The 25218-nt window shown below is 57.5% G+C and carries 8 protein-coding genes; 6 read left to right on the top strand and 2 right to left on the bottom strand.

The window, feature by feature from the left end; all coding sequences use genetic code 11:
- Both GOV89_RS17495 and GOV89_RS17490 read right to left on the bottom strand, forming a co-directional pair.
- Complete coding sequence (locus GOV89_RS17495; protein ID WP_171238732.1) at nucleotides 1-2088, bottom strand: peptidase domain-containing ABC transporter; 2088 nt, start codon at nucleotides 2086-2088, stop codon at nucleotides 1-3.
- A complete protein-coding gene (locus GOV89_RS17490; RefSeq protein ID WP_171238731.1) occupies nucleotides 2085-3782 on the bottom strand; it encodes an ABC transporter transmembrane domain-containing protein in 1698 nt (565 codons plus the stop codon). Before GOV89_RS17490 ends, GOV89_RS17495 begins: the two co-directional genes overlap by 4 nt.
- 172 nt (nucleotides 3783-3954) lie before the next feature.
- On the opposite strand from GOV89_RS17490, the gene GOV89_RS17485 reads away from it, so the two are divergent.
- From GOV89_RS17485 to GOV89_RS17460, 6 genes are all read left to right on the top strand, one after another.
- Nucleotides 3955-7530 (top strand): PA14 domain-containing protein, encoded by a 3576-nt coding sequence (locus GOV89_RS17485; protein WP_171238730.1) that lies wholly within the window; start codon nucleotides 3955-3957, stop codon nucleotides 7528-7530.
- 747 nt (nucleotides 7531-8277) lie between these two features.
- Entirely contained in the window at nucleotides 8278-9168 is an 891-nt protein-coding gene (locus GOV89_RS17480) for a dihydrodipicolinate synthase family protein (protein ID WP_171180659.1), read from the top strand.
- 33 nt (nucleotides 9169-9201) lie between these two features.
- Nucleotides 9202-10164 carry an isopenicillin N synthase family oxygenase gene (locus tag GOV89_RS17475; RefSeq protein WP_171238729.1) on the top strand — a complete coding sequence of 321 codons (963 nt, stop codon included), beginning with the start codon at nucleotides 9202-9204 and terminating at the stop codon, nucleotides 10162-10164.
- A gap of 62 nt (nucleotides 10165-10226) precedes the next feature.
- Nucleotides 10227-11483, top strand: a complete 1257-nt coding sequence (locus GOV89_RS17470) for an Hsp70 family protein (RefSeq protein ID WP_171238728.1) — start codon at nucleotides 10227-10229, stop codon at nucleotides 11481-11483.
- Nucleotides 11484-11891: 408 nt separating this feature from the next.
- Entirely contained in the window at nucleotides 11892-12113 is a 222-nt protein-coding gene (locus GOV89_RS17465; RefSeq protein ID WP_171238727.1) for a hypothetical protein, read from the top strand.
- 221 nt (nucleotides 12114-12334) lie between these two features.
- Nucleotides 12335-25213 (top strand): autotransporter outer membrane beta-barrel domain-containing protein, encoded by a 12879-nt coding sequence (locus GOV89_RS17460; RefSeq protein WP_171238726.1) that lies wholly within the window; start codon nucleotides 12335-12337, stop codon nucleotides 25211-25213.
- Nucleotides 25214-25218 lie beyond the last annotated feature (5 nt).

Raw genomic sequence — 25218 nt, 5'->3', positions numbered from 1 at the left:
TCAGCTTTCCATTGCTTTCATGACCGCCTGTACCTTTTTACGAGCCGCTTGACCGGTGTCGTTCACAACAACGCGGTCCCCATTTAGATAAATCAGCCGGTCAGCCATCTGCATCAAAGAGCGATCGGCGGTGGCGACCCAAACGGTTTTGTCAGCTTTTTGATCCTTGAGCCAAGTTTTGAACCTGTCACGACACGGTTGCGACAGTCCGTTGGTAGGTTCAGAGAATAGATAAACAGAGGATGACCGCGCCATGCTGCGGGCTAAAGCCAGAGATTTGAGCAACTCGCCGGACATGCCAAACATTTGCTGAACATTCAGTCGCGTGCGGTACCCGTCCGGCAAAGCCTTGATCTCATCACGAATACCCAAGGTGTCGAGCGCTTGCGCAATGTCACTTTCGCTGAGGGTCGGGGCAGCAAGGCAAAAATTTTGTGTTACGGTGCCGTGAAACAGGCATGTGTCATAGGTCGCATAGGTTACGGACTTGCGGAGCTCGTCGCGCGCGATTTGACGGATATCGATGCCATCATGCTCGATTACGCCTGCCACAGGCGTTGCCAAACCGCAGATTAGGTCAAGTACAGCGGTCCGGTTTGCTACACCCCGGCTCATGACGACAACAAGTTCACCTGGTTCGCAGTGGAAGCCAGCCGCCGTCAACAGCGCCGGGTTCAAAGGGTCGGGGCGATGGCTTACGCCCTGAAAACTGATTGCTCCGGTCATTGTTTTCTGATGAGACCGGCCCAGACCAAGTTCGAGTTCTTCTGGTAAGGCCAAAACCTGGTCCGCCTGTTTTTGGCTTTTCAAATGTCCGCTCAATTGTCCAAGCGAGGATTGAAACGCTTGCACTGGAGCCAGCACTTTCGACACCAGCGCAATCGAAGCGATCAAGGCGCCGAAACTCATGCTGCCCTCAACAGCGCCGTGGGCGCTGAGGATCGCACCGGCAGAACCAAGCGTGACAGTTGATTGTGAAAGGGCCTGTATAAAATTGCGCAATTGACGCGCACGAGCTGTCGCGTCTTCGGCTTTTTCGGCCAGCGGCATGCACCTCTCCAACCATTGGTCCTGCATCCCAAGATTGACCAGTGCACTTTGATGTGCGACGGCGTCCTCAATGCAGGACGTGCTGGCCCGAACTGCGTCGGCGGCTGTTTTGTCCAACTTCTGCTGAACAGGAAGTGACACAAAGCCAATCATCAGAAGAGCAACAGCAAGCCCCAATGTAAGTACCCCTACGGGTGGGGCAAGATATGCAAGCACGGCAAAGAAAAGCAGCGCAAACGGCAAGTCGATCAGAACGATCATGAGTTGACCGGTGAAAAGTTCGCGCAGGGATTCGAGCTGGCGAAAGCGGGCGATCTGTTGGTTTACGCCGGACTTTCGCAGCTGTGACAGTGGAAGGCGCATCAGTTTGGTAAATAGCCCAACAGCGAGTGCGCGTTCTCCGTTTTGGCCGACATGAGCCAGAGCTCTTGTTCGAATGTGCCGGAACATGAAATCCGAGATTGCAAGGATACCAACGCCAACGGCCAACGCGAACAAAAGATCCACCGAGCCTGAGGGGATCACCCGATCGTAAACTGCCATGATCAGAAGCGGTGCAAACAAGCCCAGCAGGTTGGTTAGAAATGCTGCGAGCAACAGACCAGGCAGCATTTCGCGCAATGCGCCGAATGCGGCCGCAACAGTTCTGAAAGCGGGTTGCGTGTCCTGGTACTTGTACTTCTCGATATGGATCAGCGTACAGGGTACGCGTCGTCGGAGGTGCTGGCGCATAGAGCCGGTGTTCAGGTCGGCAGTTTGCAGCTTGTCGCCGTTAAGGCCGAGAGCCACATAACAATCTCCGTGCGCGGGGATCACGAGTGCGGGGCATTCTGCCTTTGTAATATCGCTCTCACGGCAGGTTGCCTGAACATACGGAACGTTCAGGTTTTCAAGTGTCTGGACTAAATCCGCTGGGTCCAGTTCCTCGGACAGATGCGGGAAAGCCTCGGCGATTGCATCTGAATTGTTCTGCCAGCCGCCAACCAACAACAGTTGCTCCAGTAAAGCTGACGCGTCGCGCGTGTGGACCATGTTCATGCCACATCCTTTCTGTGCTGGGTGGCGATTTGGTCGGCCTGTGCGTCTGAAACCCAATCTGCAACGTTATCTCCTGCCTGAGGGGCAAGCTGAATCCTCAAATCTGCCAGTCGCTGCATGCGCGGATCTGGGCTGTCCATAAGGATGGTTGGCCTGTCAGGCAGTTTGGCAAGGCAGGCGGCAAAAGCATCACGTTCTGTAGTGTCGAGAACAGATGTCGGTTCGCTCATGATCAGGATTTTCGGGCGGAGTGCCAAAACGCGCACCAATGCTATGAGTTGGCGGTTTATGGGGTCATCCTCGAAGCTACTGCCTGACCCCAAGACGGTGTTGTAGCCCGTTGGCAGGCGATTGATCCGAAGGTCCAGACCCAACTGACAGACGAGGTCCTTGGCGCGCGCGATTTGTTTTTCGTCGCCAAAGGCGCTTAGGTTTTGCAACAATGTACCCGAAAGAATGGCTGGGTTCTCTTCCAGAACGACAATGGCATCATGCCCACGCCAGGAGATCAGGGATCTGCTGTGGATCTCGTCAACATAGGCTTCTTCGGAATGTAGTGTGGTTCGACCAGTCACTGAGTCATAGAACGCGCTGATCTGTCGGCGCGTTGGGCCGGTCACCAATGCAACTTGACCAGGCAATATCGTCAGAGTGTCCAACGCCATAGTTTTAGCCCCCTCTTGATCCGGTTTAAGGCCTTTAATCGTGATCCTGCCTTCGGTCGGGGTCGGCGTTTTGGTCACTGCCGGAACTGTCTCAAGTGCATCAATTTCGCGCAATTTCCGCCAGGAAAAGGCAACGTTTTCTGACTGGACCCACAGTGTCAAAAGTTTGGTCAGCGGCTGTACGATCCGTCCGTTAAGCAACATGCAAGCAGCCATCTCGGCTATCCCGATCTGTTGTTTGATCACCAGATAGGCACCCAGCAACCCCATGGCAGCCACTGAAACTTGACCAAAAACTGCCCCAAAGCTCTGCGCGAGCCCAGAGAAACGGATCAATTGGTGACTTACGTCCACTGTTTGGTCTTCGAGCATTTCGAACCGGCGGGTCATCTGCCGTTCCATCCGGTTGGCCTTGACCGTCTGGCCTCCGGAAAGCACTTCGGACAAAAATGCATACCTGCGATTGTCCAGCGTTTTGCGTCTGTCAAACAGCGCCCACTGCGCACGTTTGATCATCAAGGAGAACACGGTGACAGCTATCAGCCCAATGATCGGAACCAAAACCAGCCAGCCACCGATCAATGCGACCATCACTGCGAAAACTAAGGTAAATGGTAGATCGATCAGCAGCGCGTAGTTTTGCCCTGCGTTGTGATCTCGCAATTGTGCGATCGCGGAAAAGCGGTCGAGATAGTTCGAATTTGCCTGACGTGAAAACACAACCGGATTGGCATGTAGTATTTGGTTTATGAAACGACGGTAGTTTGAGACTGCTGCACTTTGTGACGTGATGTTCAGCAGAGTTGCCCTGCTCCAGCGCAGCGCCAGTTCTATTGACACTGACACCAACAGAATAAGTGTCAGCATGCGCAACGTCTCGACCGACTTAAACGGAATGACCCGGTCAAAGATCAGCAATATTGTGATAGGCATGATCAGCGCCACAGTGTTCAGCGACAGTGAAGCGGCGAGAATAGGCACTTTGGTTGCGAGAGAACTGTCGCGCCCTCTGAATACCTTGTCTTTCATCTCAGCTCCGTTTGATTGCTTGGAACAAGAGGCGTGGAAAACCTTTCTGTTTCATAAAGTTGAGGGCTGTTCATAGAAAGGAATCGACTAAAATTCGCGCGATTGGCGAAAGGGTGGATTAACACTTACCCACTACTGTTCCGCTCCAGTGGATTGGAAACGGGGGCCTGAAATGGGTAAAGCAACCAACAGTGGAGCGGGGCTGACTTCTGCCATGTCAAAGGACCCGAGCGACAAGGAGGCATTTGCTTCCGAAGTTGCCAAAACCGGACAGATCACACCCCAAGATCAAAGCCGAAGCACACTGCATACCGGCGACCACCAAGAGGGCAGCCTGCCAGCACGCGGAGCTACCAAAGGGGCTCAGTCGCAATCGACGGATCATGGCAGTACCCAGGTGCGCGAAAGCCAGAATGCGACGGAAAACCCAAAGACTGATTTATTGCCCGAGGCATTGGTGCCGGACGCGCTTCAGGACGCTCACGTCGAAAGTCCAAAAGCCACAAATACCGTTCTCCGACAAAAGGATGGTGACATATCTGGTCTTGAGCAGAAGGATAGGTTTTCAATCGATGCGTCAGAGTCAGCCCGCAGCACGCCCGCTCAGCGCGCGAAGCCGGTTGAACTGGAGAGCCACGAAGGCGCCGAAGAACCTTTAGCGGAGATCAAGCCATCCGATACTACTACCCCCGGAATTTCTCTTGGCGGCAATGTTGTCGCTGAAAATGCTGATGGCGCAGTGGTGGGCGTTCTGTCCTTATCAGATATAGGGGATCACCACAGCTTGTCTGTCTCTGATAACCGGTTCGAGGTTGTTGATGGTGAATTGAAGCTTAAGGATGGTATTTCGCTGGATTACGAAGTCGAAGCGCAGATTGGCATAGAGATCACCGTCACCGACAAGGCAGGTTTTTCGCGTACGGAAAATTTCACGGTCCAAGTCACAGACACCAATGATGCGGTCAGCGGCGTGACCCTTTCAGACGCTTCAGTTGATGAAGCCGTCAAGGGGGCCGTCGTAGGCACTTTATCACCGCAGGATCAGGATGAAGGGGACAGCCACATCTATTCCGTTTCCGATGAACGGTTCGAAGTTGTCGATGGCACATTGAAACTGAAAGACGGGATCGCGCTGGATCATGAAGCCGAAACGCAGGTCGATGTTCTGGTCACCGTCACCGATTCCGGTGGAGCTTCGCATACTGAAGAATTGACCATCGACGCAAGTGATCAGAACGAAGCGCCAACTGGTCTGAGACTGAACATAATCACTGACAACCTAGTTCAAGACGGCAGCTTCGATGAGTTTGACCTTGATCCAGGTCGATGGAGCACCTTCAGTAATAACGGTTCAGGTCCCTGGGACAGCCAGGCTGGAATGGAAATTTGGGATAATCTGGCAGGGACCAAGGCTTCGGACGGTCAACAGCTTCTGGAGATGGACGCAGGCCGCGGCGTCGACAGCTTCAGCCAGACGATCCAGACCAGTAAAGGTCAGGTCTATGACCTGGGGCTTGATCTAAGGGAACGTCTGGCCAACGGGACGGATACAGTAGAAGTCTACTGGAACGACGTTCTAGTGGCCGAGCTTAATCCGGATACCACGGACTGGACCTCGTTTGACATGCAGGTGATTGGTACCGGCGAAGACCAGTTGGAGCTGCGAGAGGCAGCTGACGAGAATGATACATACGGAGCGTTGGTCGACAACATTACCCTGACTGCAACACCAAATACCATTGCCGAGAATACCAGCAGTGTAATCGTGGGTGAGTTGCGCTTCAATGATCCGGACGTGAATGACATCCACACCTATACAGTGTCCGACGATCGGTTTGAAGTTGTCGATGGTGTCTTGCGCCTTAAAGACAGCGCGGCATTGTCCTACGAAGACGACAGCACTGTGGAGGTCACAGTGACCGTAACGGATGCAGGCGGCTCTTCCACGTCCGAAACTCTTGAAGTGAACTTGGTGGACACGCCTGAGTTGCTCATTTCGACCGGATTTCAGGCGCAGTATTTCGACGTGGATCATCGATTGTCTTCACTGGAAGATATCGATTGGGCGTCGGAACCTACGCATCAGGAACTGGTTGCTGAAATTGACTACAAAAACAGCAGTCATTCATTTTGGGAGGACGGTTCCCGAGACACTTTTGGTGTCCAGGTCAGCGGCGCGGTTCAGGTTGAGCAAAGCGGAACGTATCGATTCGACCTAAGCGGAGACGATGGAGCGCAACTGGTGGTCAATGGGAAGGTTGTGGTCGAAAACGATGGATTACATGCCTATCAGACCAAATCAGGTGAAGTTCACTTGGATGCAGGGGCGCATCACATCGAGGTGCGGTATTTCGAAAACTACGGCCGCGCTGGGCTGAAGCTGGAATGGGACGGTCCAGGCATGAATGGCCCGGAGCTTGTAGCACCTCCGGATATGGTTTCGGCTCAAACGGTTTCAGGCATGCCCATTGCGATAAATGTTGCCCACCCTGCTGCTGATCAGCATGCGGTTTCAACGCTTGCTTTGAAAGGGTTGCCTGAAGGTTCTGTCGTGGCATCTGGTCATCAGAGCGTGGTGGTGGGTGACAATGGACACGCCGAAATCACAGGGTTTGGCGCAGAAACGCTTTCCATCACTCCACCTTTCAATTTTGTTGGTCAAATTGACGTTCTCATTGTCATGTCGGGCGATGGACTGACCGAAATCAGTCAACCTGTCAGTTTCAATGTGGATGCGGCGCAGATTGCCGAGCCTAGCGCGGCTTTGAAAGGGGGATTCCACGCAGAGTTTTTCGACACAGACCATCGGATCGGGAAACTGGATGATGTGAACTGGGACGCCGATCCGACCCATTACGAGGTCACGCCGAACATCGACTACGATAATGGGCACGGGTCTTTCTGGGAAGAGGGTTCAACCGACACGTTTGCGGCCCGCTTTCAAGGGAAAGTGTCGGTTGAAGAGGAGGGTACCTATACCTTTTTCACGTCTGCGGACGACGGTGTCGTGCTTTATGTCAATGGGCATGAAGTTGTCAAAGACGACGGAAACCACGGCTATCGGACCGAATCTGGCCAGGTCGCATTGGAGCCCGGCACACATGACATCGAATTGCGATATTTTGAGAATTACGGTCGCGCTGGACTAAAGCTGGAATGGGACGGTCCAGGTCTAGATGGTCGCCAACCTGTTCGGGCAGATCAAGAGATCGCGGTTGATGTGAACGAAACAGCTTGGGTTGCAATCGATATTGGCCCCTCCAGCGAAGACACGACGGTTAGCGTTGAAGGCTTACCAGCTGCCACAATACTAAGCAGCGGAGAGGATGCCATGGTTACAGATGGGGGGCCTGCTGATCTGTCCGGCTGGAATCTGGATGCGCTGGAAATCTCTCCACCCCCCGGTTTTGCCGGAGTGATAGGCGGCGAAATCACGATTGATTCTGCAGCTTTTAACGGTGCTCCTGTTACGTCCACATCAAACTTCGCAATTGCGGTTGGAGACATGCAATCCAACCCAGAGGCCGACGTTTCAGGTGAAACCGAAACTTTGCCAGACACGGGTGTCGCTGCGTCTCATGTCGGTTCAGAGATTGCTTGGGATGTCGCATTGGACGACACCGACGCGGCAGTTCAAAAAGCTCTGGATGGATCGCAAACGGACGTCATGGCGGAACCGGTGCTGGTTCAAGAGAGTTCCGACGTTCTGCAAATCAGTACAGACACGTATGAACGCGTGGAGTGGTAGGAACAGAGCCGCCGAACAAGATCGAACCTTTAACCGCTTAGCAAAACAGGTTGTCTCTTTGAGTCGGTCGCTGACCCATTTGAGTTTGACAGTTATCCCTCAAACGGATGTGCAGGCGTTTGTTGCCTGTCTTGCGAGCAATGTCAAAAACGTACCTGCCTCTTCAAATAAGGGTCGGTCAAATTGCGTTCAATCGACAGCTACAAATGGATCGGCAATGGCAACATTCGATGGTTTGATCCCGCAGATTGAAACGGCTCTCGCACTCAAAACAGACGCAACTACGTTCAACTGCTGTGCCGGGTCTGGTCAGCAGGGCCAAATCGATTTATCTCGCGCTATAAGCATCGCAAGTTCGATGCGGGTGGATGCAACTCATCCAGCGATTTTCTTTAGTTGGTTACGATCAGCATGCCGAGCTTTAACGTCAATGCGGATGCCCCCGTATTCGAGTAGCGAGAGCGACCATGACCATTCCGATTTCAGCGCTTTCAATCGGTTCTACAGGTGGGCGAGTGCTGCGCTAACGTTCTATTGCTTCTTCCTCTTTAACTCTGGCCGAATTGCTTCCGTATTGTTTGCGGGGTCCTGACTGGTCGTTTCAGTGTCAGCCAGTTGGCTTGTTCCAGCTACATCTGTGGCTTGAGCCCTGATCCGCTTGAGCTTACCAATCAAACTGTGAGCGGTAGGAAAATGCGCAAATCCCAGGTTGGATGATCTGAAATACAAGGAATGAAGGAGGCGTACATGAGCTTTAACGTCAAACTGTCTGGCGTTATGCCAGCGTTGGTCACCCCCTTTGGGGCAGATGGCGGGATCGATTTTGTTGCTTTCGAAAACCTGCTGTCTCATTTTCGCGATGCGGGTGTCGCGGGTTGGGTTCCGAACGGCTCGACCGGCGAGTATTTCAGCCAATCGACACAAGAACGTCGTCAGGTGCTGCAATTTGTGAAGGATTTCGCGAACGCAGATGAGATTTTGATCGCGGGCACCAACGCCCCGGCCACCCGCGAAGTGATTGAGCAGACGGCGATTGCCAAGGATATTGGCTATGACATCGTTTTGCTGGCGCCACCGTTCTACACAAGACCTACTCAGGACGAACTGATCGATCATTATGAAACAGTCTTGGCCGAGGTAGATGTCAACATTGTGCTTTATAGCTATCCGTTGAAGGATGGGGCGGATATTTCTTTCGATCTGATGGACCATTTCGCTGACAACCCGCGTGTCATCGGCATCAAGGAAAGCTCTGGTGTTTTGCAGCGGGCTATTGACATCGTGTCGCGGTATGAAGGCAAGATCCAATTGATCTCGGGCTCAGACGACATTGCGCTGGATTTCATGTTCTGGGGTGCCGACAGTTGGATTTGCGGCCCATCTAATTGCATGGCCAAGGCTTGCTGCGAGTTAGACCGTCTGTACAAAGCAGGCGAGCTTGTGGCGGCCAGAGACCTGATGAAAAAGCTATACCGGGCCATGAACATTCTTGAAAGCGGCAAGTTCGTACAGAAAATCAAGTTTGGGGCCGAATTGCAGGGGTTGGATGTGGGGCAATGCCGTGCGCCGCTGGGGCCGCTGACCGAAGCGGAAAAGGCCGAGTTCACCGAGGCCATGCAGCCCATTCTGGCGATGTGAATCTTGTACGGGTCGAAGGACCAAAAACCTGAGATGACCGAATTTACAGAAATACCGGTGCTTGATCTGGCACCGCTGATCCGTGGCAAAGACACAACCCAACTGGCGCAGGCATTCCTTGAGGCCTATGGTCAGACCGGGTTTGGCTATGTGATTAATCACGGCGTGGATCCCAGTTTGCGCGCCGCCATCTTTGATGCGTCAAAGCGTTTTCATGCTTTACCAGTGGATGCGAAACAGTCGATCGCACTGGACAAAAACCATCGCGGTTATATTGCGATCAACACGTCAACAGATGTGAATTCCGATCTGGCCGAGGTCACAAAGCCTAACCAGTCGGCATCATTCATGATGATGCGCGAGGATGCAGAGGTTGACCCCGATGTCTACCTATCGGGGCCAAACCAGTGGCCCGATCTGGAAGGGTTTCGCGAAACCTGTGAAGCCTACGCGCGGGCTATGACTGAGTTGGGTCACAAGCTGCTGGGATTGGCGCTGGCTTCAATTGGGTCCGCAGATCGTTCGATCATGGCCGCGTTTGAAGAGCCAACGATTTGGTTGCGGCTTTTGCACTATCCGCCGCAGTCTGCGCACGCTCCGGAGGATCTTTTCGGATCGGCGCCTCATAAGGACTTTGGGGTGCTGACGTTGCTGGCGCAGGATGATGTTGGTGGCTTGCAGGTTCAGACTCCGGCGGGCCATTGGGTCGACGCGCCGCCGATGGAAGACGCGTTTGTGGTCAATGTCGGAGACATGTTGCACCGGTTATCCAATGGCAAGCTCTTGTCTACGCCGCACCGAGTAATCAATTCCAGCGGGCAAGAGCGCTATTCGATTCCATTCTTTTTTGACCCGCATGTCTCCGCTAATATCGCACCACTCGCCGGGACCGGTGCGCCCAACTTCTCGGCTTTGAACTTTGGCGATTTTCTGAAGAACGAACTGGAAGCCAGTTATGAGGCGCATCAAGAGGGCGCCCCTGGCACATCGGGTTGACCATGGCTTAAGAACACTTTACGCCCGGCGTCCTTTGCTCAGACAATTCGGAGATAAGCGCCATGGCACCTTTCCGCCCGTGGATTGGCATTGACTTTGGTACGTCAAATTCAGCCGTTGCTTACGTTGTCTCAGATGTGCCCCGTCTGGTGCATTTCGATGCCAAGGCGCAAACACTTCCAACCACTTTCTTTTTTGATTTCGAAACGCGCGAAAGCCTGATTGGCGAACCCGCCAACAGGGCGCTTCTGGATGGTCTCGAGGGGCGTTTCATGCGGGCGCTCAAACGGGTATTGGGCACCACGCTGATGCATGAAAAGCGACAAATTCTGAATGAGCGCCTGACATTTGTTGAAATTATTGGGTCATTTCTGCGCAAGCTTAAGGAACGGGCCGAGGCCGAGCTTGGCGTGCCATGTACCCGCGTCGTCTCTGGGCGTCCCGTGGTCTTTCACGGGCAGAACGATCCGCGCGAGGAGCAAGCCGAAGCCGACCTGCGAGCCTGCTACGATGCCGCTGGGTTCACAGAGGTTCGTTTCTGCCCGGAACCCGCTGCGGCGGCCATCGCAACTGGTGTGGCAGGGCATGGGGCTTTCACTGGCTTGGTTGTTGATATTGGTGGCGGAACATCCGACTTTTCGGTGTTTCACAGCAGCACTGCGGGGATTGAGATTCTCGCCAATCATGGCGTGCGAATTGGAGGCACCGATTTTGACCGTGCGATCAGCATAGACCACGTGATGCCCCTATTGGGCAAAGGCTCGATGATCCGGGATGTTTTTGGAAGTGGGAGTTCACAAGCCCCCAATGCTATTTTCAACGACCGTGCAACTTGGGAGGTGATCCCGTTTCTGTACACGGCGCAAAACCGACGCATGGTCGAAGATATGCTAAAACTGGCCGAGTCCCCTGAACGGTTGGCCCGGCTCGCCACAGTGCTTCAGCACGAGCTGGGGCATGAACTGGCTTTTGCGGTCGAGCGTGGCAAAATCGCGGTGAACGCAGGGGCGCAGGATCCTGCAATCAAACTTGATATGCTGGAGGCCGGATTGGCGGCTCGGCTCAGGGATGCTTTGGTGGCCGAAAGCCTTTCAGATCATGCACGGCGGCTGGCGTCTGGTGCGCATGCAGTGCTGCTTCAAGCTGGAGCGACCGCCGCCCAAATTGATCGGGTGGTCTATGTCGGCGGCTCCAGTCTGATGGGGGTCGTGCCGGAAACGATGCGAAACATTTTCCCTGCGGCTGAGCATTCCTTTGCCTCAGTTTTTACCGCCGTTGCGGAAGGGTTGGCCATCATGGCTGCTCAAGAAGCGGCATAGCTGTGACAGCAAGATTGCCTTGCAAGCGAAGATCCGGTTTGAACCAGACAACCCGCAATTCTCGAAGTTGGCACTGAGTTCTAAGTCTAAACCAATTGTCATCCAGCCCCGGAGGCAAAGTCAATCTGTGGTTGTGGACAGAAAGTAGTTGAGGTTAAAGCATCGCTTAGCGCTCGGGCCCCAAAGCTCTGAGAAATCGGAAAATATCAATTTGACATTAAAGATGTTGTAATTTCGCAATTGTATTAACAAAATGTATATGCGTGAACTAATTCACATTAATCACCTTTAAATTGTAGATATTCTTCACGAAATGGTGATGGGGAGCGCTCGATTTGCAGGTGTCTGTATTTCGGGAACGCACTTGGTCGCCGTGTTAATTGATTGCGATGGTTGTGAGGCTCCAGGGTGACTAAGAAATCGAATTTGCTGGTTGCCGTTTCGTTTTTAGCATTGATTTCAAATCCTTTGTTTGCTGCACCGACAGCATCATCAAAAGTTGGTGACACAGTCGCAAACCCTGTGACGGGTAAAGATACAACCGTAAGTGCACTGATCGTGGACCCTGCATCCACACCAACAGCGGGCACAACCGCTTTTGTTGAAACGGCGGACGGCTACGTTTTTTAGTCAAAAGCGCCGGTGACACGATTTACAATTCGGACAATCCTCCGCTTGCTTTTAGCATTGTTTCTATAAGCGGAACGACTGCTCAAATCAGCGGTGGCGGGGCAACAGGAACGGCAAGTCTTTCAACCCAACTGACGTTGTCGCAGTACAACAGCAAATTCAACAGTACCGGCACAGCAGGCACCGTTACGCCACCCGTGAATGTCTCTGGCCCCAACGGAGTGAGCCAAGTTGTTTATGGCCAGAATGGCAGCAATGGGCGCGACGGCGCATTGGTGGTTCCACCAAGCTCCGGAGGCGATGGCAAGGATGGCCCGCTTCAGTCTCAATCCTTAAGTAGCGATGTCAACGCCACCAGCAATATCGGGTGGGAAATCGGAAGCGTTGGAGGAGATGGCGGAGACGGTGGAGATTCCTACCTGAGCTTCTGGGATGGCCGTGATGGTGGTGACGGTGGAAAGGGTGGGACGGTTAATGCCACGCAAACCTCGAGCAGCACGATCCAGACGTCAGGTGTTGGCAATGAAGGTATTTTTGCGTTCAGCCGCAGCGGTCAGGCCGGTAATGGCGGAAGCGGCTTTGCAGCGCCCGGTGGCGGCACTGGAGGGCACTCGGCCGATGGCGGAAATGTGACACTCACCCAAAGCGGGTCGATTTCGACCAGCGGAGACTTTGCCGACGGTATCTATGCGCTGAGTGTGTCGAACAATGGCGGCAATGGCGGTTCGCAATGGGGATTGGTTGGATCCTCTGGCAGCGGCGGTTACGGCGGCAGTGGTGGCAACGTGGTGGTTAAAACGACTTCCACGGGTAGCATCCTGACCACGGGCAACTTCGCTAATGGTATTCTGGCGCAATCAGTCGGTGGTTCTGGCGGCTCTGCCGGGACAAATGGCAACCTTTTGGTCTCGTTGATTGGTGGCGCGGACAACGGCGGCAACGGCGGGCAGGTGTCGGTCTCGCATGGAGGGGCCCTTGAAACACGGGGCAATTTCTCTCGTGGGATCGTTGCCCAGTCCATCGGTGGCGGTGGCGGTTCCGGTGGAACAGCAGGGGGCCTTGTGTCCCTGTCGCTGGGTGGTGTCGGATCAAATGGGGGCAGCGGTAGCGCCGTCAGCGTGTCGGTGCTGGGTTCGGGCAGCATACTGACACTTGGTGCCGGAGCTGACGGGGTGATGGCACAGTCGATTGGCGGCAGCGGTGGTACCGGTGCAAATTCTTACGGTTTGGTGGCGATCGGCGGCACTGGGTCTCGCGGCGGTACAGGTGCGGCTGTCAGCGTCAGCAACTTCGGGCGCATCGTCACCCAAGGGGATGGCGCGCGTGGCATCATCGCTCAATCCATTGGCGGCGGTGGCGGTGACGGGGGATCGTCCGGCGGCATGGTGTCTGTTGGCGGCAACGGCAGCGGCGGCGGCAGCGGTTCGACCGTGACCATTGTAAACGATGGAATCATCACCACGGGTGGCGACGATGCGATGGGCATCTTGGCCCAGTCTATCGGCGGCGGCGGCGGTAATGGCGGTTCGTCCGGGTCCGTTGGGGCCTTTGTAGGCGTCGCCATCGGTGGCGATGGCGGAGCTGGTGGCAAAGGTGGTGACGTCAACGTCACCCTTTCCAACACAGACGGCAGCCAGCCTTCGGCGATCCAGACGTCGGGCGCGCGATCCACAGGTGTTTTTGCGCAATCTGTTGGTGGCGGTGGCGGCAACGGCGGCGGGGCCGTTTCGGTTGCTGTAGGCGCTTTTGGCGCTGCCTCAGTTTCCGTCGGCGGATCGGCGGGCAGTGGTGGGGACGGCGGCAATGTAACGCTTGCTGGCGGCGGTTCGGCTTCGGTGCAAACCGGAGGAGACGATTCAACCGGCATCATGTTACAGTCTGTCGGCGGTGGTGGCGGTAATGGCGGATACGCGGTTTCGGTTGCGGTATCCGGCGGTCCGGTTTCTGGCTCTCTGGCAGTTGGCGTTGGAGGTGACGGCAGTACAGGTGGCAAAGGCGGTAACGTCACGGTTGGTCAGTTTGACAGCAGTGGCGCAGCCGTTGCCGCGGGTTTCGAAGGTACGGTTGTCACAACAGGGAACCGGTCAACCGGCATGCTGTTCCAGTCTGTTGGCGGTGGTGGAGGCAATGGCGGTTTGGCTGTTGCGGCAACCGGCGGTGCGTCAGCGCTGTTTTCCGGCAATGTCTCGGTCGGAATTGGTGGCCAGGCTGGCAGTGCTGGGAATGGCGGGATCGTACAGGTCTCGACCAGTGCGGATGTGACCACGACCGGCACAAACTCAAGCGCGATTATTGCGCAATCCGTCGGTGGCGGCGGTGGTAACGGTGGCGGTAGCATCGCGGCCGGGATCAGTGCCAGCGGCGGAGCATCCGCTGGGGTCAAAGTCAGCGTTGGTGGAAATGGAGGCGGGGCCGGGACCGGGGGCAAGGTCACTTTGGTCGCGGGTGGCTCATACATCGAGACCAACGGCGCGTTTTCCAGCGGTGTTGTTGCGCAATCCGTCGGTGGCGGCGGTGGTAATGGCGGTTACAGCATCGGGGCCAGCGCCAATATCGGCGGCGCAGCTGCCGGGTCCGTGAACGTCGGCCTGGGTGGCAAATCCGGCGGTGGCGGCATCGGCGGCACCGTGACCGCGCAGGTCGGTGCAAATGTTACAACGCGTAGAAACGATTCCGGGGCGGTTGTCGTTCAGTCCATCGGTGGCGGTGGCGGCAACGGTGGGTTCAGCGTCGCGGCAGGTTTGGCGGCTGGTGGTGCGGGTGCTGGAACAGTCAACGTCGGGCTGGGAGGCTCGGGTGGCAACGGGGGCAACGGTGGCACTGTTTCAGGTATCCGTGTCAATGGAGATGTCCGAACCGAGGGTCTGCGTTCGACGGGTGTGGTGGTGCAATCCATCGGCGGCGGTGGTGGTAACGGTGGTTTCAACGTCACCGCAGGTGTCGCCGCGGCGGGGGCCGGAGCCGGTACGATTGGAGTCGGGCTGGGGGGCAATGGTGCCTCGGGCGGTGATGGCGGTATCGTAGAAGGCCAGGTTGCTGGAAACGTTACAACACTGGCTGATGCGTCAAGTGGTGTGGTGTTTCAGTCCATCGGCGGCGGTGGCGGTAATGGGGGTTTCAACGTCACAGCCGGAATAGCGGGTGCTGGTGCGGGTGGCGGTGCCGTTTCCGTTGGCTTGGGCGGCGGCGGCGCAGGCGGCGGTGTCGGTAAAACCGTGACCGGGCAAGTTACGGGTACAGTCCGCACAAGCGGCGAGGATTCTACTGCGGTTCTGGCGCAATCGGTCGGTGGCGGCGGAGGCAACGGTGGTTTCAACGTCAGCGCGTCCCTGGCAGGTGCAGGTGTGGGCAGCGGTGCTGTAAGCGTTGGTTTGGGCGGTGATGGTGGCACTGGTGCGATCGGTGGCACTGTCACCCTGACCACAACCAATTCAATAGAAACGGCTGGGGATCGTTCCTCGGGCGTGGTCGCGCAATCGATCGGCGGCGGCGGCGGCAATGGCGGCTTCAACGTTTCGGGCACCGGGGCTGGTGCGGGCGTCGGGTCAGGCGCGGTGAGCGTTGGCTTGGGTGGTACCGGCAGTGGCGGTGGCAACGGTGGCGCAGTTACTTTGACTTCTGGCGGCACGGTATTGACGCGGGGCAACGGATCAACGGCCATTCTGGCGCAGTCTATCGGCGGTGGCGGCGGCAATGGCGGCTTCAACGTCAGTGCGTCAGTCCAGGGATCGGGCACCGCTGGCGGCGGAGTGTCTGTCGGCTTGGGTGGAAATGGTGGTGGTGGAGGCGACGGCAGCACCGTCAAAGCCACGTCAAACAACGCTGTTGAGACGCGCGGAGATCAATCTTCGGGTGTCGTCGCGCAATCCATCGGTGGCGGTGGCGGCAACGGCGGGTTCAACGTGGCTCCTGTTCTCTCGGGTGCGGGTACCGCCAGTGGCGCGGTCAGCGTCGGTCTGGGTGGATCGGGTGATACCGGCGGCAATGGTGGTGCTGTCACTTTGACGTCCAACGGCACCATTTTGACCAAAGGTTTCGCGTCCAGCGGGTTTGTTGCGCAATCGCTTGGAGGCGGCGGCGGCAATGGTGGTTTTAACGTTTCTCCAACCGCCTCAGGCGCTGGCACCGGCGCGGGGTCGGTTTCGGTCGGTCTTGGGGGCTCTGGCGCGGGTGGTGGTGACGGTAGCACTGTCACGGCCAGTTCCACTGAAAACGTGGTGACCATGGGTGCTGCTTCGGTAGGTATCCTTGCACAATCCGTCGGTGGCGGCGGTGGCAATGGCGGCTTTAACGTCTCACCAGCACTGGCCGGAGCAGGCACAGGCGCAGGTGCGATCACCGTTGGATTGGGCGGATCCGGCGGCAGCGGCGGCACCGGTGGGGTAGTCGGGCTTACAGTTGCCAACAGTGTCCGCACCGAAGGCAACCAATCCAGCGCGGTTGTCGCCCAATCCATAGGTGGCGGCGGTGGCAACGGCGGTTTCAATGTTTCAGCTTCTGTAGGTGGCGCAGGTACCGGTTCTGGCGCGGCTGCAGTGGGCTTGGGTGGTCGCGGAACCGGTGGCGGCAATGCTTCATCGGTCACGGCGAACGTCACTGGTAACCTTGTTACCTTAGGCGAAACCTCTTCCGGGTTATTGGCTCAATCCGTTGGCGGCGGTGGCGGCAATGGCGGCATGAATATCTCGGTCGCGGTGGCTGCGGCTGGAACGGGTTCGGGTGGTGCATCTGTCGGTCTGGGCGGTGCGTCCGGCACTGGCGGCGATGGCGGAACGGTACAGGCAACGCTGACAGGCGACGTCTCGACCCAAGGCAATGAATCCGGAGGGTTCATTGCGCAAAGCCTTGGCGGCGGCGGTGGCAATGGCGGCATGAACGTCTCAGCGACAGTGACTGTCGCCGGAAAAGGAAGCGGGGGTGCATCCGTAGGGCTTGGCGGCAGCGGTGGAAGCGGTGGTGATGCCAACACTGCTACGGGCACTGTTGTGGGCAACGTGAATACGGCGGGCAACAACTCGGGCGGTGTTCTGGTGCAATCTGCTGCTGGTGGAGGCGGCAACGGCGGGCTGAACGTCTCTGCGGCTGTCAACCTCTCGGGCACAGGCGGCGGCGCTGTTGGCGTCGGCATTGGCGGGTCCGGTGGCAGTGGCGGAAATGCCAATGCTGCAACCGGTACGGTCACGGGCGATGTGACAACGACGGGCGACACGTCGACCGGCGTTTTGGTGCAATCCGTTGGCGGTGGAGGCGGCAACGGTGGCGTCAATATCTCGGGCGCGCTTAGCATTGCGCGTACAGGTTCTGGTGCTGCAGGCATCGGCGTTGGCGGCTTTGGGGGCAGCGGCGGAACAAGTGGCACAGTTAACAGCACGGTTGCGGGAAACATCAGCACCTCTGGCACACGGTCTGCGGGTGTCATCGCCCAGAGCCTTGGCGGCGGCGGCGGCAACGGCGCAACCAACGTTTCTGGTGCGATTTCAGTGGCCAGCAACTATTCGGGCGGCCTCGGTGTTGGCGTTGGCGGATTTGGCGGCAACGGCGGTGCGGCGGACAATGTCACGCAGCAGGTCACGGGCAATGTGACAACTGCTGGGGATGATTCAGTTGGTATCCTGACGCAGAGCCTTGGCGGCGGCGGTGGCAATGGCGGTGTGAACATATCATCCGCGCTGTCCCTGTCCCGGTCGACCAACGCGGCCGTGGGTATCGGGGTGGGCGGCTTCGGCGGCGGCGGAGCAGACGCAGGGGTATTGACTCAATCGACTGTGACGGGCGGCGTGCGCACTGACGGCGACCGTAGCACTGGTGTTTTGACCCAAAGCCTTGGCGGTGGTGGTGGCAATGGCGGCACCAATGTTTCGGCATCCGTGAGCATTAGCCAGCAGAACGGAGGCGGGATCAGCCTTGGCGTTGGTGGCTTTGGCGGTGGTGCTGGGAATGCCGGAGATGTGATCAGCACCCTGCGGTCCAGCACAAACGCTGGCGGAACCAGTTCGATTGTCACAACTGGTGCGGATAGTATCGGGGTTATTGCGCAATCCGTTGGTGGAGGCGGCGGCAACGGCGGTCTGAATGTTTCCGGCGCGGTAAGCTTGTCAGGCAAATCCGGCGCGGCCGTGGGTCTGGGCCTCGGCGGTTTCGGCGGCGGCGGCGGAGACGCAGGCACCGTTAAACTGGACGTGCAAAGCGACGTCGTCACGGCCGGAGACGGCTCGCATGGTCTGTTTGCGCAAAGCGTTGGCGGTGGTGGCGGAACCGGTGGCACGAATGTCTCGGGGACGCTGTCGCTGACCAAACCTTCGGGTTCCAGCACGATCTTTTCGGTCGCGGCGGGTGTTGGTGGTTTTGGTGGCGCGGGCGGCAACGCACAATCTGTCGATCTGGATTACACCGGCAATGTTCAGGCGGTGCCAATGGTCATATCCAACGGCACTTCGACTGTTGATCAAAGCAAAGGAGCCAGTGGCATCATTGCGCAATCGCTTGGCGGCAGCGGCGGCGATGGCGGGATAAATGTATCCGGCGGTTTGGCGATTAGCGGCAAACCCGGCGCGGGTCTGACCGATCAAAGCAAGTCCTACGCTGCTGTTGTTGGGGTTGGCGGTTTTGGCGGTGGCGGCGGCGACGCTGGGGGCGTCTCGATTGATATTGGCGCCGGCAGCACGATCCGGGCGCATGGTACGGGGCAGTCCGGTCTGCTGGCACAATCCGTTGGCGGCGGTGGCGGCAATGATGGCATGAACGTTTCGGGTGGGATCGTATCAGACAGTTCCCTGATCGTGGGTGTCGGCGGGTTCGCGGGCAATGGCGGCAAAGCGGGTGACGTCACTGTCACGTCGCAGGCAAACATCACGGTCACGACAAACCCTGATGACATCTCGATCCCCAACACAACGACGTTCGAGGACAAGCTGCGCGATTTCCTGGGCAACACTATTGTCGATCAAACTCAGGAACTGACCTCGACTTTCGGGCTTGAGCGTCTGTTTATCGACATGGGTGTCTTCAATGAAGAAAAGCAGGATACAGACGGGTCGGCTGGTCTGCTGGCGCAATCCATTGGTGGCGGCGGTGGCAATGGCGGCTTGAACGTCTCGGGCGGTATCGCGCTGAGCAAAGACGGCAAGATCCCCTCGGTCACATTCGGGGTTGGCGGCTTTGGCGGCAACGGCAATATCTCTGGCAATGTAGCGGTGGATCATGCGGGCGCGGTTTCGGTTGCGGGCAACTGGAAGCACGGTGTTCTGGCGCAATCCATTGCGGGCGGCGGCGGTAACGGCGCGCTGAACGTGACCGGGCAGTTGAACTATGGCGATTCCAACAATTCCAGCGGCAAGACCGATCTCAGCATCGTTGGCGGCCTTGGCGGCCACGGTGGCACCGGCGCAGATGCGGGCGACGTAACTGTCACGCAAACCGGCAATATCTCGACAAACGGGTATCACGCACGTGGCCTTTTTGCGCAAAGCATTGGCGGCGGTGGCGGAACCGGCGGGATCAACGCGACGTTCGTGGGCACCAAGGATAGCTCGCCAATCGCGATGGGCATTGGTGGTTTTGGTGGCGGCGGCGGTGACGCGGGCAATGTCACCGTAGCGCGCGGAACGTCGACAGCGGCAGCGGGTACCATCACAACCGATGGGGCCGGATCGCACGGGATCGAGGCGTCCAGCATCGGTGGCGGCGGCGGTGACGCCGGGATCAACGCGGTTGTTGGTATCAGCAAGACTACCGGCAGTCAGAGCAACGGCGGCACGGGTGATTCAAGTGGCCGTAAAACGCCCACGAACACAGGTGTCGATGACTCAGTCATCGCAAACTACAATGCGGTACTTGATGAGCTTGAGGGAAAGGTGAACCCGGCGGATTCCTCGGGTAATAAGACGGGTGTGTCGGCTGTGGTGGCCATTGGCGGGTCTGCCGGAACTGCGGGCGATGGTGGCACGATTGATGTGGACCATTACGGCAATGTCCTGACCAAGCAGGACGGCAGCCACGGGATTTTTGGGCAATCCATCGGTGGCGGGGGCGGTAACGCAGCCCTGAACCTGGGGATGACCTACGAGTTGGCCTCGGACGCGACCAACAAGGGCTTTGGGCTAGCGATTGGCGGCGGGGTCGGCAACGGTGGCGACGGCGGCACGGTTGATCTGCGCCATACCGGTGACATCACAACACAAGGGGCAAATTCCCACGGTCTGTTCGCCCAATCAGTTGGTGGTGGGGGCGGCAACGCCGGATACAACTCTGCCTCTACCTCGGTGGACGGAGGCAACGTCAACATCCAGATCGGTCGCGTTGGCGGCACGGGTGGAATGGGCGGCAACGTCTATGCCAGCTCGAACGGAATCATCGCTACGCAGGGCAACAGCTCTTATGGCTTCTTTGCACAATCGATCGGTAATGGGGGCGGAAACTCGACCTCGACCTCGGTCAGCATCGGTACGCCCAAAACCGGCGACAGCAAAGGCAACAAGGCCAGCTTGTCTGTCGGGCTTGAAGGCGGCACCGGAGGTGAAGCGGGCGATGTCACGGCTGTTGTGGCCGGTACGGTCTCAACCCAAGGTACGGATGCCCATGCGGTGTTTGCCCAAGCCGTTGGTGGCGGAGGCGGCACCGGCGGCAAGGCCAGCAACTCGGCTGGCAAGGGCACATCGATTGCCCTGTCCATCGGCGGCAGCGGCGGCACGGGTGGCCTGGGTGGCAAGGTTGACCTTACCAATACCGCGCGGATCTTGACCTTCGGCGACCGGTCGAACGGGCTGTTGGCGCAATCCATTGGCGGCGCGGGCGGCACCGGCGGTATGGTTCAGGCAGGGCAGTCGAACCTCGACACCATCAAGGCTGTGGTCAACCCGTCGACGGTTGGCACAACCGCTTCGATCAATGTCGGCGGCACCGGCGGGGACGGTATGACCTCGGACACTGTAACTGTGGACAGCGATGGGATCATCACGACCCAAGGCATAATGTCTCACGGCATATTTGCGCAATCCGTTGGCGGCGGCGGCGGTATGGGGGGTGTTGTCGAGAACCGCATCATCAGCCTGCGCAAAGACATCGGCAACACGGCAACGCTGTCAATTGGCGGCAATGGCGGTACTGGCGCGACCTCGGCGGCGGTTGCGATCACGAACCGGGACCTGATCCAAACCGTTGGTGACAAATCCGTTGGTGTCTATGCACAGTCGGTCGGCGGTGGCGGAGGAGACGCGCAACAGATCCGCAACATCATATTGGGCCGATCCTCGGATGGGGCAACGACGAATGCCATTCTGATTGGTGGCACAGGCGGTACTGGGCGCGCTGGCAGTACAGTAACGGTTGTGAATACAGTCGATGGTACGATCCTGACTGACGGCGCTGAAAGCCACGGAATATTCGCTCAATCCGTTGGCGGCGGCGGCGGCACGGGCGGTTCGACCATTTCGGTTGACGGCCGCTATGGCGGTGCCGAGGCCAGCACACGAAGGGCACTGCAATTCGGCCTGGGCGGATCAGGTGGCACGGGCGGCATTGGCAGCACCGTTTCGGTAACCAATGCGGGTACAATTTTGACCAAGGGTGCGGGCGCACACGGAATTTTTGCACAGTCCATTGGCGGCGGCGGCGGTAACGGTGGCAGCTCCATCACCGGAACACTGCGGTTGAAAACCGGCGATAACAGCTCGTCGACAGCACAGCTGAATATTGGCGGTTCCGGTGGCAGCGGGAATGCTGCGGGCAATGTGATCGTCAGCAACAGCGATGACATTCAGGTCGATGGCGCAGGGGCTTATGGTGTCATGGCGCAATCCGTCGGCGGCGGTGGCGGCAGCGGAGGGCTGGCCGTTTCCATAGATGTGAATGACCTCAAGAACACTATGACCGGCAAGTCTTATTCCAAGATTGCCATTGGTGGCTCAGGCGGATCGGGCGCCGATGGAGGAGATGTCACGGTCAAGCATACCGGCAACATTGTGGTGAACGCCCAAAACGGGTTTGGCATCAATGCGCAATCCGTTGGCGGTGGTGGCGGCAATGCAGGCTATTCGATTTCCTCCCCACTGATTTCAGCACTGGATTACACCATCTCGCAGGTGCTGGGTGCCCGCACGGGAACGGCCGGTTCTGTCGGCGCTGTAACGGTAAATTCAACCGGAGATATTCTAGTTAACGGTGAAGGCGCGCAGGCGGTGTTTGCCCAGTCGGTGAACGGTGGCGGAGGCAATGCCAACACTACGGTCGATTTTACAGCGCGGACATCGGGCGCGACTGGCTCGGTCGTGCATAGCGATATCGCTCTTGGTGGTGACGATGTGTCGGGCACGTCAGGCAATCAGGTTGCGCAGACGCACGACGGCAACATCGCCACGACGCGTGACAGATCGACGGCCTTGATACTGCAGAGCGTTGGTGGCGGTGGCGGAGCCGCAGCAACCAATGTGGATGTCGAAGACGACGACGCCATTGACATCTCGGCACGTCTGGGTGCGATAAACACTAATGATGCGAGTGGCGGTGATGTGACCGGCAGCAGAACCGGCGATGTTGGCACCGGTGGGGCATTCTCGTCGGCGGGCACAGTACAATCCATCGGCGGGGGCGGTGGTAAACTGGTGCTGAACAGCAACGGCAGCGGTGTGGCAGGCACCGAGAGGGCCGCTTCGGTAATCCTGGGCGCGGATCCCAGCTTCAACAACGATGGTGGCGCGATCAGCCTGTCGCTGGACGGTGATGTCTTTACCAGCGGAGACCGCGCGTTTGGTCAAACGGTACAAAGCATCGGTGCGGGCGGTGGCGAGGTTGTGATCTCGGGGCTTGGTGCCACCGATGTGACCTTGGGCGCGCAGGATGGTTCAACCGGGGATGGCGGCAATGTCGATTTCACCAATATCGGCGATATGACCACAAGCGGCCAAGGCTCTCATGGCTTCGTCATTCAGAGCATTGGCGGCGGCGGCGGTATTGTCTCGACCAACATGGCGCAAAGCCGGATCACCGTGGGTTTGTCGACTAACAATGGCGGTATTGGCGGCGATGTCGATTTCACGCAAACCGGGAGCATCGTGACCACCGGTCAAGACGCGATTGGTGTGCTTGCTCAGTCTCTGGGCGGCGGTGGCGGCATGGTGGACTCGGTCTTCCGTGGTGCCGCAGGCGGTGCAGGTTCCGGTGGGGCTATCAACATGGCGTTGAGCGGCAATATCATGTCGGTTGGCGCAGGCGGTATCGGTGTTCTGGCGCAATCCGACGGGCGGGATGGTGCAGGTGCCATTACCCTCGGCTTGGATGGTGTGGTCATGGGTGGCACTGGGCAGGCGGATTCTGTTGCTTCGATCATTGTAGATGGCGGAACGAACAACACGCTGTCACTGTCGGCGAACAGCGTCCTGTTGGCCGGGAACAACCAGTTGCTGAATGGGGGTGATGGGAACGATCAGGTCACGCTCTCGGGCGCGGCCCTTGGCAACCTAAACCTTGGCGCAGGCTCTAATGGACTAACCCTTGCAAATGGGGGTGCGCTTTATGCGCTGGATGTAATCGATCTGGGTTCCGCTGGTTTCATGCAAGTGAACGGCGATTTCGTTCTGGGTGCCAACTGGGGGCTGAACACAGCCTTCACTTCGTCCGTGCAAGCCAGCAACTTTGCCTTTTATGGAAATGTCAGCCAAACGCTGGACCTGATCGGCAGCCTGGCCTTCGGCAACACTGCAACGTCGACCTTCGATGTGTATTTCCTGACCTCAGGCGCGTCAGGCGGCAACAGCGATCTGATCAACGTGACCGGAAACGCAACAATTGGAGGTAAGTTGACGCCGCAGTTGAACACGCTGCAACGGGCCTTGCCTTTGGTGATCATCAACCCGAATGGCGCCGCAGCAGATGCGGGGACAACAATTCGGGACACTGTGGTTCTGGACTATTCAATTGGCCTGAATGGTTCGACGTCTGACGGCAGCTCAATCGATTTGGTGGTTACGCCCGATTACTCGACCCAGGGAATGAACGTCAATCAAGCGGCCATTGGTGACTATATCAACCAGGTACTCAACGGGCAGGGTTCGGTTGCACAGGGCGAGCTGTTCGCCCTAATCGGGAACATGCAATCCGAGGCCAACGTCATCGCCGCGATAAACTCTCTGTCGACTTCTGATTATGCCTCTGATCTTGTGGATGCCTATTACGGTACCCGCGTGTTTGCCGACACGCTGCACAATTGCGAGCGGTTTACCGATTATCAAATCGGAAATAACCCGCGCAATTGCGCATGGTTCTCAGGCGGGAGGTCCTTTTTGGACCGAAACCAGACTGGCGTCTACGATGCTCTGGACATCAATGCGACCAACCTGTCCGCCGGGGTTCGTATGCCCGTGGGTGATGAGCTTTATGCGGGTTTTGCAGTGGGTCACGACCAGATGAGCCTGAGCAACGGATCGTCTTACAACGCAACCGGCGATCGATTCAATCTGGGTGCGTCGCTGACCAAATACACCGGCGCGTGGTCCTTCGCGGCGCAGCTGTCTGCCGGTTGGTCAGACTACGATACGCTGAGCGCAGGCGGGATTGTTGGAGTGCTGCCCGGTGGCACGGTTGTCAACACCACTGGGGTCAGTGAGATCACCCATAAGACCAACCACCAAAACCTGCGGTTGAGCTTTGCCTACGACCACCGGTTTGACGGTGGTCGGTCTTACCTGCGGCCCGAACTGTCTTTTGATGCAATGCGTCTCGCAACCGAAAGCAACGGCCAGGCGACCCTGTCTGGTGTTACTTTGCAAGACGACAGCAACATGATCTATTCGTTGACGCCGACAATTGAGTTGGGGACCGAGCAGATCCTGAGCGGTACCCAAAAACTGCGTGCTAGCCTGCGCGCGGGTGCCATTCTGTCGTCAGATGATACAGTCTCGGTTACGGCTGGGTTCGCGGGGGCCAGCGCGGCTGATGGCGGATTTGTCAATACCAGCTATGTAGGGGACAGCCATGGGGTGATCTCGGCCCGGCTGGGATTGTTTGCCTTGGATGACAGCCGCTTTATCAATCTGAGCGTCGATCATATGTTCGGTGATTCAACCGAGGCCTTACAGGTTGGGCTTGGCCTTGGAGTACAATTCTAATCCAT

The sequence above is a fragment of the Ruegeria sp. HKCCA5763 genome (genome assembly GCF_013034545.1).
GTDB lineage: Bacteria > Pseudomonadota > Alphaproteobacteria > Rhodobacterales > Rhodobacteraceae > Ruegeria.
Note: the sequence above shows the minus strand (reverse complement) of the source record. Positions and strands in the feature narration are given on the sequence as shown.

Excerpts from the sequence above, each read along its gene's own strand:
- GOV89_RS17495 (WP_171238732.1), bottom strand. The coding sequence starts at position 2,088 with ATGAACATGGTCCACACGCGCGACGCGTCAGCTTTACTGGAGCAACTG.
- GOV89_RS17490 (WP_171238731.1), bottom strand. The coding sequence starts at position 3,782 with ATGAAAGACAAGGTATTCAGAGGGCGCGACAGTTCTCTCGCAACCAAA.
- GOV89_RS17485 (WP_171238730.1), top strand. The coding sequence starts at position 3,955 with ATGGGTAAAGCAACCAACAGTGGAGCGGGGCTGACTTCTGCCATGTCA.
- GOV89_RS17480 (WP_171180659.1), top strand. The coding sequence starts at position 8,278 with ATGAGCTTTAACGTCAAACTGTCTGGCGTTATGCCAGCGTTGGTCACC.
- GOV89_RS17475 (WP_171238729.1), top strand. The coding sequence starts at position 9,202 with ATGACCGAATTTACAGAAATACCGGTGCTTGATCTGGCACCGCTGATC.
- GOV89_RS17470 (WP_171238728.1), top strand. The coding sequence starts at position 10,227 with ATGGCACCTTTCCGCCCGTGGATTGGCATTGACTTTGGTACGTCAAAT.